The following is a 14,175-nucleotide window of genomic DNA, read 5'->3' as shown; positions in this document are numbered from 1 at the left end:
CGGAGAGTAAAGACTGGGAACAGATTACCACAGTTCAGTTGCGCAAACTGCGACGGAAGCGGCTCAGCACCTGGCTATCCAGCCCGAGGCAGTCGCCGTGTAATTCGGCGCTGAGTTTCGCCATAAACTGGATCAGGAAATCGGCATTGTGACGTGCCAGTTCGCGGCCCATTTCCGTCTGCATTGTATCAGGCAAACGCAGCAGCTTGGTCTGAAAATGGTCGAGGGCAAATGCCCTATCGTCGAGGGATCGCGCATCGGCAAAGGGATCGTCCGCGTCAAATAGCGGCACGCCCAGCGCGCCCGAGACGGCAAAAACGCGCGCCAGGCCGATAGCACCTAACGCTTCCAGCCGGTCAGCGTCCTGCACTATTTTGGCTTCCATACTCTGCGGCGCGATTTCGGCGCTAAAGCTGTGCGCCTCAATCGCGTGCGCGACGGCGGCAATATGCTCTGGCGGAAAGTCCGGAAAGTCGCGGCGCAGAATGTCGCTCGTCTTACGCGCGGCGAGCCTTGACGACTGCCTGCGTTCGGGATGATTTTTCGGCAGGCTGACAATATCGTGAAAATAGCATGCGGCCAGAATCACCCGCGGCTCGACCGCGTGGTGAACCATGATTTTTTGCGCCGTCATCCAGACCCGTCGAAAATGCGAAATATCATGTGCGGTATCGTCGTTCTGATGATTTTCCTTGAGCCAGCGCTCAAAGCCATGCTGCCACCGGGCCAGTTCCATCGTCATGTCCTGTTGTTAAAAAGAGGATGAATTATAACATAGCCAAATTAAATAAATTAAAAAATAGAAATGCGAAATATTTAATAATAATTACCCCTTATAAATTCAATTAATTAATTCACTGGAAAAATAAAGAGATTTATAGAAATAATTTGAAATATTTCATCGAATTTTATTACATTTATTTTTGAAACTAAATCACATCTCCTGGAATAGTATCAACCCTGTAATTACGGAGGGTAATTACATATATTCATATAAATTATCTTTAAAGGGAATATATAATGAAAAGAAAAGTTCTGGCAATACTTGTACCCGCGTTATTAATGGCAGGCGCAGCAAATGCGGCTGAAATGTACAACAAAGACGGCAATAAAGTTGACCTGTACGGTAAGGTCGACGCGCGTCATACCTTCTCTGACAACCCTGGCGACGACGGCGATGAAACCTATGTACAGATTGGTTTCAAAGGCGAAACCCAGATCACTAACGACCTGACCGGTTACGGCCAGTGGGAATATAAAACCTACGCTAACGATACCGAAGGCGCGGGTGATAAATCCTTTAACCGTCTGGCATACGCTGGCCTGAAATTTGGCGAATACGGTTCATTTGATTATGGCCGTAATTACGGCGTCGTGTACGACGTTGAAGCGTGGACCGATATGCTGCCTGTATTTGGCGGTGATTCCTACACCTGGACTGATAACTTTATGGTTGGCCGTGCTAACGGTCTGGCTACCTACCGTAATAGTGATTTCTTCGGTCTGGTTGAGGGTCTGAATATCGCGCTGCAGTATCAGGGCGCAAATGAAGATCAGTTTGCTCAAGAAGACCAGGAAGGCACGAAAAATGGTCATAAAGATGTACGCTTCCAGAACGGTGACGGCTTCGGTATGTCTACCTCCTATGACTTCTCTGGCGATCTCTCCGGTCTGAGCCTGGGGGCGGCGTATTCCTCTTCTGACCGTACTAACAAACAGGAAGCGGCAGGCCAATACAGCGCGCATTATGCGAGCGGTAAAACAGCTGAAGCGTGGACTCTCGGCGCGAAATACGACGCCAATAACGTCTATCTGGCGATGATGTACGCTGAAACCCGCAACATGACGCCTTATGGTGATTATGGTATCGCGGATCAGACTCAGAACTTCGAAGCGGTTGCACAGTACCAGTTCGACTTCGGCCTGCGTCCATCCCTGGCATGGGTTTACTCTAAGGGCAACGACATGACCTATCCAGGCAACGCCAGTAACCCTCAGGGTCAGCATGGAGACATGGACCTGGTTAACTACATCGACCTGGGTATGACCTACAGCTTCAATAAGAACTTCTCTACCTATGTTGACTACAAAATCAACATGCTGGACAACGATGAAAGCTTCTACGAAGCCAACGGTATTTCCACCGACGACATCGTTGGTGTGGGTATGACCTACCAGTTCTAACCTCTAAAATATCAAAGGCCGCATCTGCGGCCTTTTTTATTTCTTAACGGTACATATTACGGCGCTTCCTGCAGCGCCACGCGGATAAACCCGTTATTCTGCGCCAGCAGCTCATGAGCTTTCCACGCATCCAGCCCTGTCAGCACCATCAATACCGCTGTTTTACAGTGATGGTTACAGCTCTCCAGCGCCGCTTTTGCCTCCGCCCGGGAGCATCCCCCCGCTTCCATTACAATGGCGATTTGACGTTCGGCCCATTTGGTGTTGCTTGCCTCAAGATCCACCCGCAGGTTGCTGTATACGCGCCCGGTTCGAACGGCCAGCCCGGTAGCGATCATCGAGAGGATCATTTTTTGCGCGATCCCCGCTTTGGTGTTGAGATAGCCGGCCACCACATCGGCACCCAGTTCGGGGGCTATAACCATACTCGCCAGCTGCGCGGCTTCACTTTGCGCATCACCGGTAATCACGGCGACCGGCGAACCCAGCGACCATGCATGCCGCATCGCTCCCCAGACCCACGGCGTTTTTCCGCTGACGGTCACGGCCAGCATCATATCGTGTTCACCAAATTTAATGGCCTGCAGGTCGGAAACGCCGCGCTCGTAGCTCCCTTCCCCCTCTTGTGCCGTTACGGCCATCACAGGGGTTTTGCCCGGCGCATACTCATCGGCAACCTGTTGCGCGACACGACCAGACGGCCCCGCCCCGACAATGACCAGGCGACCACCGTGATTGAGGGTCGCGGCAGCGTTATCCACCGCACGGGCAATCGTCTGTAAACAAGGGGTGATAGCAGCAGAAATGAGTGCATCATCCTGGTGAATGACTTTCAGCATGTCCAGCGTGGACAATCTATCGATATTCATCGTGCTGGCGTGCCGTCTTTCCTTGACCGAACCGGTAAGCATAATGCTCATAAACAGCCTCCTTATTATGAGTACCCACACACTATAAAGTGTTTTATATAGATGACCTGCGAGGAGGGTCACGAAAAGAGGACCAAATCCACGCTTTTACATGGCTTTAAGAAAAGCGCGTCATCGGCGATAATTACCCTCTTACTTAATCATCGCGGAGTGTTGATGAGCGATTTGCAGCCTTTCCTTCCGACGCGCAAGCGCCCCATGAAACTCAATACGCTGGTCACGCTGATGGTGTGCGCGATTATCGGTTCAGTTCTGCTGGTGGTTTTTGCGCTCTATTCGGTGCAGATCACCCGCGCAACGCGCGATGATGTCAAAGACACCGCGCTCGGCATTGCCCGCACCCTCGCCGACAGCCCCGAGATCCAGCGCGGCCTGATGCAGGCACCGCAGGAGAACATTATTCAGCCCATCGCCCAGGCGGTGACGAAGCGAAACGATCTGCTGTTCACCGTGGTCACTGATATGCGCGGGATCCGCTACTCTCATCCGAATGAGGCGCTGCTCGGGCTGCATTTTATCGGTGACGATTTAACCCCCGCGCTGGAAGGCAAAGAGAACGTTTCGGTTAACCGGGGCGCGCTCGCCGAAGCGCTGCGCGTTTTTACGCCCGTCTACGACGCCCAGCACGAGCAGATTGGCGTGGTGGTCGTCGGAATCTCCCTGAATAAGGTTGAAGAGCAGATCGCCCGCGGGCGGCTAAACGCCGTCTGGACCATTTTGTTCAGTATTTTTATGAGTTCTATGGCGATTTGGGGTCTGGTGCGGGTTCTGAAGCGCATTCTGTTCGGGCTCGAACCCTACGAAATCTCCGCCCTGTTCGAACAGCGCCAGGCGATGCTGCAGTCGCTCCGCGAGGGTGTTCTGGCCGTTGATATACACGGGCGCGTGACGATGATTAATCAGACCGCCAGAGAAATATTGCTTCTCCCCGCCGGCAAGCAGACCGAAAACACCAGCGCGCCCCTGCTGGCTAGCCTGCGTGACGTCTCGAAGACGGGCGTCGCACGCCAGGATCAGGAGATCAGCTGCAACGGTCGGCTATTGCTGTGCAACATGGTCCCCGTGAAAAGTCAGGATCGGGTGATCGGCGCCATCACCACCTTCCGTGATAAAACGGAAGTCAGCCAGTTGATGCAGCGTCTGGACGGCATGGTTAACTACGTTGATGCCCTGCGCGCCCACACCCACGAGTTTATGAATAAACTGCATGTGATACTCGGCCTGCTGAATATTAAGCGCTACGACAAGCTGGAAGAGTACATTCTCCAGACGGCACATCATTACCAGACGGATATCGGTACGATACAGAGCAAGGTAAAATCCCCGGTGGTTGCCGGGTTCCTGCTGGGTAAAATCAACCGGGCGAAAGAAGCGGGCGTCACCCTGACGCTGGCGGATGAAAGCCAGATACCGGATACCGCAAGTGAAGAGCAGGTCGCGGTGCTGATCACCGCGCTGGGCAACCTCATTGAAAACGCGCTCGACGCGATGGAAGGACAGCAGGAGGGCGAGATCGGCCTGCTGCTGCATTATCAGAATGGCTGGCTCAGCAGTGAAGTCAGCGACGATGGCCCCGGCATTGATCCCACTCAGCTGGAGTCTATTTTTACAAAGGGCTTCTCAACAAAAGGTGAAAACCGCGGCGTTGGGCTGTTCCTTGCTCGCCAGCAGATTCAGAACCTTGGCGGCGATATCTCCGTCGAGTCTGAGCCCGGCGTATTTACCCAATTTTTTGTTCACATCCCCTGGGATAGCGAGAGGAAAATCGCGTGATAAATGTGTTAATTGTCGATGATGACGCCATGGTAGCCGACCTCAACCGTCTGTATGTCAACCGTGTTGAAGGCTTTAGCTGCTGCGGCGTCGCCTCCACGCTAAGCCAGGCCGAGGCCATCATTAATAACCCCAGCCAGCCCGTCGATCTGGTGCTGCTGGATGTCTATATGCAGCAGGATAACGGGCTGGATCTGCTGCCCGTGATTCGCGCATCCGGCCGCCCAATCGACGTGATCATGATCTCCTCGGCCGCCGACGCCGCGACGATCCAGACCTCCATTCACTACGGCGTGGTGGATTATCTGATAAAGCCGTTCCAGTTCCCGCGCTTTGAAGAGGCGCTGAACGGCTGGAAGGCAAAGCACAGCCTGATGGGGTCGCACCAGTATTACGAGCAGGCGGACGTCGACCGGCTGATCCACGGCGGGGCGCCGGAACTGGCGGACAGCAAAAAGCTGCCGAAAGGGTTAACGCCGCAAACGCTGCGCACGATTTGCCAGTGGATTGACGCTCACCCGGAGACGGAGTTTTCCACCGACGATCTGGCAAACGCGGTCAATATTTCTCGCGTGTCCTGCCGCAAATACCTGATCTGGCTGGCGCAAATCAATATTCTGTTCACCAGCATTCACTACGGCGCCACCGGGCGTCCTGTGTATCGCTACCGTCTCCAGCCGGAGCAAACGGGCCTGCTCAAGCAATACTGTCAGTAACGCGGTAGGTATCATCCAGCAGGGTAAAGCGGAAGTGGTGTGCTGAAGAGAACACCACTTCTTTTGTTTTGGTCACAAAGATGGCCTCAATGTCGGGGCGCGCACGCAGCGCGGCACAGCCCTTCTCTACGCCCATGCCGTACATCAGCGTGGTCCAGATATCGCCGTCGATAGAATCTTTGGAAATGATGGTGACGCTGTCCAGTTCGTTATCGAGCGGGTAACCGGTGCGCGGATCAAGAATGTGGTGATAGCGTTTGCCGTCTTGTTCAAAATAGCGCTCGTACGTTCCCGACGTGACGACGGAGACGTTCTCAACGATCATCGTGCCGATCAGCGCATCTCCGGCGAACGGTTTTTTCAGCCCGACGCTCCAGCCCCCTTCCGGCGAGCCTAACGTCTGAATGTTGCCGCCGAGGTTAATCAGCCCCAGCTCCGCGCCCTCTTTATGCAGGTAATCCCGCACCCGGTCGGCGATATAGCCTTTGGCAATCGCTCCCAGATCGATCTCCATCCCCGCTCTGGTCAGAAACACGCTGCTGCTGGCCTCATCAAGGAGAACATCCTCGGGCCGGGTTATCGCCAGCAGCGACGCGATTTCATCGGCAGGCGTAACGCTGTCCCCCTGAAAGCCAATCTTCCAGCGCTTCACCAGCGGACCGATCGCCAGATTAAAGGCGCTGTCCTTGAGCAAGCTTGCCGCTTTTGCACAGCGGATCAGATCAAACACCGGCCGACTGACGGTGACCGGATGCTGGCCCGCCGCATGGTTAATGTCCATCACCTGCGAGTGCGCGCGGTTAACGGTGAGCAGATCTTCGTACTGTTTGATCAGACGAAACACGCGGGACGCGAGGGCTTCGTCATGGGAGAAGAGTTTCAGGAGGATGGGCGAGCCCATCAGAACGGCGGAGTAGCTGTAAACGCGATGGCTATCAGGCATGGCAGGAGTCCTCAGAAGTAGCCCCGGCAAGCTCCGCGCCGCCGGGGAAAATGCCGGATATCGCTGCGCGTATCCGGCCTGGGAAGCAGGTGCCTTACATCTTTTTCGAACGCAGAGCCGCCTGATGTCCTGCAAGGGTACCAAAAATGATGATATCTGCCACTGCGTTACCGCCGATACGGTTGCCGCCGTGGATCCCGCCGACCACTTCACCGGCCGCAAACGCGCCTGGCAGCACGTTGTGGTTGCTGTCCAGCACGCAGGTTTCGGTGTTGATGGTCACGCCGCCCATGGTGTGGTGCACGCCCGGTGCAATCTGAATGGCGTAGAATGGCCCTTCATTGATTGGCGCACGCAGCGCGGTGGTACGTCCAAAGTCGTCATCGTGCTGTTTTTCAACGAAACCGTTGTAACGTTCCAGGGTCGCCAGGAAAGCGTGGTAATCCATGCCGAGCGCTTCCGCCAGCGCTTTTGGCGAGCTGGCGCTGGTCACGAAGCCTTTAGCGATGTACTCATCCGCGGCTTTGTTTTTGGCGCGAACATGCTCGTCAAAGACGATGTATGCGTATTTCTCCGGCAGGGCGATGATTGACGCCGAGACTTTATCGCGGGTCGACATTTCGTTGTAGAAGCGTTCCCCTTTCTGATTGACCAGAATCGCCCCGCCGCCGCGGATGGATTCGGAAATCAGGTACGAGGTTTTCTGCTCAACGGTTGGGTGGATCTGGATCTCGCCCATATCAACCGTACCTGCCCCGATACGTTCCAGCAGCGCGATGCCGCCGCCGGTCGCCCCTTTGTGGTTGGTGGTAACGAACCCTTCCAGGTCAGGGCGGTATTTCACCACCATCTGGCTGTTAGCGCTGAAGCCGCCGGTAGCGACAATCACGCTTTTCGCTGCCACGGTGAGGGTTTCGTTCTCTTCGGTGGTCAGGCGCACGCCGGTCACTTCGCCGTTTTCGAAGAGGATGTCGCTGACGGAGGTATCCAGCATCACCTCAATGTTGCGTTTGTTGACGTTACGCACCAGGCCGCTGATCAGGTAGCCGCCGACCGCTGAGCCGTCTTTTGGACGGTGGGTACGGTCAATGCTCATCCCGCCGGTGGTGGTGATGTCGTTCAGCATGATGCCGCGGGTTGCCAGCCATTCAATCGCCTGCGGCGCGTTCTCAACGAAGCGGTGCAGCAGTTCCGGGTTGTTCTTGTTGCCGCCACCTTTCAGGCTTTCCTGGTAGAACAGCTCTTTGCTGTCCTGAATGCCCTTCACGCGCTGGAAGCGGGTTTCTGCGGCGTTCATCCCGGCAGAGGCTTTAATGGTGTTGCCACCGATGGTTGGCATTTTCTCAACTATCAGCACGCTCGCGCCTTCGTCGTACGCCTGAATCGCCGCCGCCAGACCGGCGCCGCCGCTGCCGACAACCACCACGTCCACGCTGCGGGTTTCGTTCGGGTCAACGCCCTCTTCCGCGGCCAGCGCTTTGCTGGATTTCAGCATCGCTTTAGAGACCGCTTTCTTCACCGCCTCGCTCTGGCTGGTTGCGCCGGTGATGGCATCCACGTGCGGGGTGTTGGCATCCAGAATGCGGGTGCGGATCTCTTCAAAGCTGGTGACAAACTCAACGTCTTCGCTCGGGCCAGAGGCCAGCTCGATGTCTGCAATGCGGTCCGTTTCCAGACTGACGTTAATCACCAGCTCGTTCGCGTCGTCCTGCACCTTCTCAGTAAACATGCCCGGTTTGAATTTCGATTCGCCCATGCTCATGTCGCGGATCATCGCTTCCACCAGCGAGAAGCGCCACAGCGGCTCAGGAATGTTCAGCGCCTCGCGCTGGGTGCTGTCCATAAACAGCTCCAGGTTTTCCCCGGCCGCGATGCGGTCGGTCCAGTCCGGGTAAGCGATGGTGGCACGGCCAACGGCAATCAGGTCGTAACCGTGGTCCAGCGCTCCATTGGCATCGGCGGCATTCACCACGCCGCCCACGCCCATCACCGGTACCTGAGCCAGCGTTTCAGAACGCATCGCGCAGTATTTTTCGATCAGCGGCGTCGGGTCCTGGGTGTCAACAATGGAAGGACGCAGGGTCGCGCCGACGGAGAAGTGGAGGTAGTCCACGCCGCGAGCCGCCAGTTTTTCCAGCAGGTACATGGTGTCTTCAAAGCGGATGCCCGGCACTTCAAGCTCTTCAGGAGAGAAGCGGTAGCCAATAATAAAGGCGTCGTCCGCGTACTGGCGCACCATTTTGTGGGTGATATCCAGTACTGCCAGCGGGAACTTCGCGCGGTTGTCGCGGCTGCCGCCCCACTCGTCATCGCGCTGGTTAGAGTTTGGCGAATAGAACTGCTGAATCAGATAGGTGTTTGCCCCGTGGATTTCCACGCCGTCGAACCCGGCCTGGATGGCGCGGCGCACCGCTTCACCAAACTTGCCGATCATGCCTTCCACTTCTTCGCCAGTCAGTGCCACTGGCGTTGCAGCGCCCTCACGCGGCGCGGCAACAGCGCTTGGGCCAACCGGCGTACGGCCACCGATCAGTTTCGGGTCGACCATGCGGCCGCCGTGGTAGATCTGCAGCAGGGCTTTAGATCCTTTGGATTTGATCGCCTCCGCGATTTTCGCCAGCCCGGCAATTTTCTCGTCATTATCAATCCCGATCGCGCCCGGGAAGGCGAGACCGAGATCGTCGACGAAGCAGCACTCCACAATGATGGTGCCGATGCTTCCGGAACGGGCACGATAGTACTCCACCAGTTCGCTGGTGACGGTGCCGTCGTAATAGCCGGTGCAGGTGGTCATAGGGGCCATTAACAAACGGTTTTTCAGTTCAGTGCCATTCGGTAATGTGAAGGGGCTAAGAATACGTTCGTTAGTGCTCATAATTGAAACTCCAAACTTTTTAAAATTAAGAATTCGTTATCGGATTAATTTTTTAGTTCGTCGTTATTTGCCGATGTCATGATATTAATATAATGATTTCTTTAGTTTCTAAAGTTATTACGTTAGTTAAAAAACTATTTAATCCCTGCAATAACACAATTAACACATTGGTGTTAGCGAATGTCATTTAGCCATTCACAATAATTTAAAATTCGTTAAATAATGATTGGTAAAACCACTTCTCCACATCACTAAAAACAACAAATAAAGCAAACACTTATAAAATAACATAAAATAAAAATGTTACAAAAATGATAAAATAAACCAATAAAAAAGAGAATACCCACTTACGCCAGAGTGGTTATTAATAAAAGCATAAAAATAACGCTGCAATTCTATTTTTTTGATCGCGATCAATAGTTATGGCATCCAAAAGCGCAATATAAAAACATCATCAATTTTTAATTTAGCGCCTCCACAAAAGCGTTAAATTGCTATTACTGAAAATACAAAATCGCACCTTTAATAACTAAAAAAAGCAAAGAAACTTAAGAAAGTGATTTTGTTTTTCAGTACGACCGAATCTTTGACAACTTAAGACGTGAAACTATGAATACAAAAACTGCTGTAACGCCCCCTGTGGCGAACCAGGCATCAAATGGAAACGCAAAACGTCTGCTGATGATGGCACTGCCCGTCATCGTCGCCGTACTGCTGCTGTTTGTTCCGGTACCGGAAGGCCTGCCTCCTTACGCGTGGCACTATTTCGCTATCTTCGTTGGCGTGATCGTCGGTTTGATCTTCGAACCGCTGCCGGGCGCGGTGATCGGCCTCACCGGCGTGGTCGCCATTGCGCTGTGCAGCCAGTGGGTGCTGTTCAGCCCGGAACAGCTGGCTGATCCGAAATTCAAGCTGGCGGGCGCCTCCTTTAAATGGGCGGTGAGCGGGTTTGGTAACTCTACCGTCTGGCTGATTTTCGGTGCCTTTATGTTCGCCGCAGGCTATGACAAAACCCGCTTCGGCCGCCGTCTGGCGCTGATTCTGGTGAAATACCTCGGCCGTCGCAGCCTGACGCTCGGTTACGCGATTACGTTTGCTGACCTGCTGCTGGCACCGTTCACCCCGTCCAACACCGCGCGCAGCGGCGGGACCATCTACCCGATCATCGCTAACCTGCCGCCGCTGTACGGTTCAAAACCGAACGACCCAAGCGCGCGTAAGATTGGTTCGTATCTGATGTGGGTGGCGATCACCGCGGCCTGTATCACCAGCTCAATGTTCCTCTCCGCACTTGCGCCGAACCTGCTGGCCCTGGCGCTGGTGAAAAGTACGGTTGGAATCGATATCTCCTGGGGGACCTGGTTCCTCGCCTTCCTGCCGCTGGGTATCCTGCTGATTCTGGCCATGCCGCTGCTGGCCTACTGGTTCTACCCGCCTGAAGTGAAGGTAAACAACGAAGTGCCGCTGTGGGCGACCCGTGAACTGGAAAAACTGGGCAAACTGTCCCGCAATGAAATCCTGCTGCTGGTGTTCGTGTGCTGTGCGCTGCTGATGTGGATCTTTGCCGCCGCGTGGATTGAACCGGCTATGGCTGCCCTGCTTATCGTCGGCCTGATGCTGTGGACCGGCGTGCTGGAGTGGAACGACATCACCGGTAATAAAGCCGCGTGGAACACCTTCGTCTGGTTCGCCACCCTGGTGGCGCTGGCGGATGGCCTCTCCTCTACCGGCTTTATCAGCTGGTTAGGTAAAGAAGGCGGTCTGCTGATGAGCGGTATCTCTCCGGGCGTAGCGACCATCGTGCTGCTGCTGGCGTTCTACCTGCTGCACTACCTGTTTGCCAGCACCACCGCGCACACCACGGCGCTGCTGCCAGCGATGCTGACCATCGCCTCCACCATCCCGGGCATGAATATGGAAGTGTTCGTTCTGCTGATGGTGACCTCGCTGGGCGTGATGGGGATCATCACCCCGTACGGCACTGGCCCAAGCCCGATCTACTACGGTAGCGGCTACCTGCCAACCAAAGACTACTGGCGCCTCGGCACCATCTTCGGTGCCATCTTCCTGGCGGCCCTGCTGCTGATTGGCTATCCGTGGATGTCCATGATGTTCTGATTCCTGACCGCCGGACTTCTCCTCCGGCGGTTTTATTTTTTTGGAGCAAGCTATGTCAAACAAACCGTTTTTTTATCAAAACCCCTTCCCACTGGCGCACGACGACACCGAATACTATCTGCTGACCAAAGAGCACGTTTCCGTTGCCGAGTTCGAAGGCCAGGAAGTCCTGAAAGTCGAGCCAGAGGCGCTGACGCTGCTGGCGCAGCAGGCGTTCCACGACGCCGCATTTATGCTGCGTCCTTCCCACCAGCAGCAGGTCGCCGCCATTCTTAACGATCCGGAAGCCAGCCAGAACGATAAGTACGTTGCCCTGCAGTTCCTGCGTAACTCTGAAATCGCCGCTAAAGGCGTGCTGCCAACCTGCCAGGATACCGGCACGGCGATCATCATGGGTAAAAAAGGCCAGCGCGTCTGGACCGGCGGCGGTGACGAAGCGGCCCTGAGTCAGGGGGTGTACAACACCTACATTGAAGACAACCTGCGCTACTCCCAGAATGCGGCGCTGGATATGTATAAAGAGGTGAACACCGGCACCAACCTGCCGGCGCAGATTGACCTCTACAGCGCTGACGGCGATGAGTACAAATTCCTGTGCATGGCAAAAGGCGGCGGTTCTGCCAACAAAACCTATCTCTACCAGGAAACCAAAGCGCTGATCACCCCGGCGAAGCTGAAAAACTATCTGGTTGAGAAGATGCGCACTCTCGGTACCGCGGCCTGCCCGCCGTACCATATCGCGTTCGTGATCGGCGGCACCTCGGCGGAAGCCACGCTGAAAACCGTGAAGCTGGCCTCCACGCGCTACTACGACGCGCTGCCAACGGAAGGTAACGAACACGGCCAGGCGTTCCGCGACGTTCAGCTCGAACAGGAGCTGCTCCAGGAAGCCCAGAACCTCGGCCTCGGCGCGCAGTTTGGCGGGAAATACTTCGCCCACGACATCCGCGTGATCCGCCTGCCGCGCCACGGCGCCTCCTGCCCTATCGGCATGGGGGTCTCCTGCTCCGCGGACCGCAACATCAAAGCGAAAATCAACCGCGACGGGATCTGGATTGAGAAGCTGGAGCACAACCCGGGCCAGTACATTCCTGAATCACTGCGCCAGCAGGGTGAAGGCGACGTGGTTAGCATCGATCTGAACAAGCCGATGAATGAGATCCTGGCGCAGCTTTCCGCGCACCCGGTCTCTACCCGCCTGTCGCTGAACGGGACCATCATCGTGGCGCGCGACATCGCCCACGCGAAGCTGAAAGAGCTAATCGACAACGGTGAGGAACTGCCGCAGTACGTCAAAGATCACCCGATCTACTACGCGGGCCCGGCCAAAACGCCGGAAGGCTACGCGTCTGGCTCCCTCGGCCCAACCACGGCAGGGCGCATGGATTCGTACGTAGACCTACTGCAGTCCCACGGCGCGAGCATGATCATGCTGGCGAAAGGCAACCGCAGCCAGCAGGTGACGGACGCCTGCCATAAGCACGGCGGCTTCTACCTGGGCAGCATCGGCGGCCCGGCGGCGGTGCTGGCGCAAAACAGCATCAAGAGCCTGGAGTGCATGGCGTATCCTGAGCTGGGCATGGAAGCTATCTGGAAGATCGAGGTCGAGAACTTCCCGGCGTTTATCCTGGTGGATGACAAAGGCAACGATTTCTTCCAGCAGATCCAGAACCAGCAGTGTAAAGGCTGTTCACAGCGCTGATTGCTTCCATACGTCCGGCAAGAGCGACAGCGTTTCAGCGATTGTGCTGCGCTTGTCGCTCCCCGGCTTCCAGATGGTGACCATCGTCTGACCAATCCCCTGGCTGCCCACTTCGGTGTGCAGCCTTTTTACGTTTTGCCACTGCCCGGCGTGAAAATGCGTCGGTAAGAATCCCCAGCCGCAGCCGCGCTCCAGCAGACCGCGCAGCATCTCCGGCTCATTGGTAAAGAGGGTATGCCCGGAAATCTGCAGGCGGCGCGCCACCGGCTCGTCCGAGGCGGGGTGCATGACGAGCTGAGGTACCAGGGAGAGATCGAGCAGCGACAGAGGGGAAGCACTGTCCGCAAACAGCCCGCTGGCGGCATAAAAATCCATCTCGATGGCCCCCAGGGCACGCCACTCCATGTCGTTGCCCACGCTGCGGTTGCGCGCCTGGCAGATGGCCAGATCCGCGTCGTTATTCGCCAGCAGCCGTTCCGATTCATCCCGCGAGGCGCAGATAAGGCTCAGGCGGATTTTTCGCACCGCCATGTCAGCAATCACCCCGTGCAGAAAGGCTCTGGGCGTAAAAGGATCGTAGACCAGCGTCAGGTCCTGCGTGGCACCGTGCGGCACCTCTCTGGCAAACGCCTCAAAGGCTTTTACCTGCCGCATCAGGAGGTGCGCCTGGCGCTGAAGCTGTTCCCCTTCGGGCGTGAGCCGCAGGGTGCGGCCGTCGCGAATAAACAGCGCGTAGCCCAACCCATCCTCAAGAAAATCAACCAGATCGCGAAGCGTCGTGCGGTCCTTCTTCAGCGCCACCGCGGCTTTACTGAGGCTCCCATTCTCGGCCACGGCGGTAAATGCCTCGAGCTGTGCAAAAGAGTAAATCAGTCCCGCCACGCTACGCTCCCTCTGTTTTTTAGGGGGATTTTCCCCCACTACGCGTTTTTTAT

10 protein-coding genes are annotated in these 14,175 nt (G+C 55.7%); 5 read left to right on the top strand and 5 right to left on the bottom strand.

All coding sequences use genetic code 11. The annotated features are described in order from the left end of the window. Positions 1-34 precede the first annotated feature (34 nt). Entirely contained in the window at positions 35-736 is a 702-nt protein-coding gene (locus LLF79_RS02960) for a phosphohydrolase (protein WP_059360966.1), read from the bottom strand. A gap of 284 nt (positions 737-1,020) precedes the next feature. On the opposite strand from LLF79_RS02960, the gene ompC reads away from it, so the two are divergent. Continuing rightward, the gene (ompC, locus tag LLF79_RS02955) at positions 1,021-2,184 is read left to right on the top strand and encodes a porin OmpC (RefSeq protein WP_227879082.1); all 1,164 of its coding nucleotides are present in this window, start codon (positions 1,021-1,023) and stop codon (positions 2,182-2,184) included. 56 nt (positions 2,185-2,240) lie between these two features. Here ompC and LLF79_RS02950 read toward each other — a convergent pair whose 3' ends face one another. Further along, positions 2,241-3,104, bottom strand: coding sequence for an N-acetylmuramic acid 6-phosphate etherase (locus LLF79_RS02950; protein WP_023293868.1), 864 nt, complete (start codon positions 3,102-3,104; stop codon positions 2,241-2,243). 165 nt (positions 3,105-3,269) lie between these two features. On the opposite strand from LLF79_RS02950, the gene LLF79_RS02945 reads away from it, so the two are divergent. Then, entirely contained in the window at positions 3,270-4,886 is a 1,617-nt protein-coding gene (locus LLF79_RS02945; protein ID WP_227879081.1) for a sensor histidine kinase, read from the top strand. Beyond that, positions 4,883-5,602 carry a two-component system response regulator DcuR gene (gene dcuR, locus LLF79_RS02940; RefSeq protein ID WP_008500296.1) on the top strand — a complete coding sequence of 240 codons (720 nt, stop codon included), beginning with the start codon at positions 4,883-4,885 and terminating at the stop codon, positions 5,600-5,602. Before LLF79_RS02945 ends, dcuR begins: the two co-directional genes overlap by 4 nt. Here the strand turns inward: dcuR and LLF79_RS02935 are convergent. Beyond that, positions 5,583-6,545 (bottom strand): FAD:protein FMN transferase, encoded by a 963-nt coding sequence (locus LLF79_RS02935; protein WP_227879080.1) that lies wholly within the window; start codon positions 6,543-6,545, stop codon positions 5,583-5,585. The genes dcuR and LLF79_RS02935 overlap by 20 nt on opposite strands. A 94-nt stretch (positions 6,546-6,639) precedes the next feature. Then, positions 6,640-9,420: a flavocytochrome c gene (locus LLF79_RS02930; protein WP_227879079.1), complete on the bottom strand. Its 2,781-nt coding sequence runs from the start codon at positions 9,418-9,420 to the stop codon at positions 6,640-6,642. A 609-nt stretch (positions 9,421-10,029) separates the two neighbouring features. Between LLF79_RS02930 and LLF79_RS02925 the strand changes: the two genes are divergently transcribed. Together LLF79_RS02925 and fumA are read left to right on the top strand one after the other, a co-directional pair. Next, positions 10,030-11,538 (top strand): anion permease, encoded by a 1,509-nt coding sequence (locus tag LLF79_RS02925; RefSeq protein WP_008500292.1) that lies wholly within the window; start codon positions 10,030-10,032, stop codon positions 11,536-11,538. 52 nt (positions 11,539-11,590) lie between these two features. Continuing rightward, positions 11,591-13,240, top strand: coding sequence for a class I fumarate hydratase FumA (fumA, locus tag LLF79_RS02920; RefSeq protein WP_227879078.1), 1,650 nt, complete (start codon positions 11,591-11,593; stop codon positions 13,238-13,240). Here fumA and LLF79_RS02915 read toward each other — a convergent pair. Next, complete coding sequence (locus tag LLF79_RS02915) at positions 13,229-14,122, bottom strand: LysR family transcriptional regulator (RefSeq protein ID WP_045418745.1); 894 nt, start codon at positions 14,120-14,122, stop codon at positions 13,229-13,231. The genes fumA and LLF79_RS02915 overlap by 12 nt on opposite strands. Positions 14,123-14,175: the final 53 nt, after the last annotated feature.

It is taken from the genome of Enterobacter cloacae complex sp. 2021EL-01169 (assembly GCF_020733125.1).
Classification (GTDB): domain Bacteria; phylum Pseudomonadota; class Gammaproteobacteria; order Enterobacterales; family Enterobacteriaceae; genus Enterobacter; species Enterobacter roggenkampii.
The sequence above is the reverse complement of the archived record's forward strand: the minus strand, read 5'-3'. Positions and strand labels throughout refer to the sequence as shown.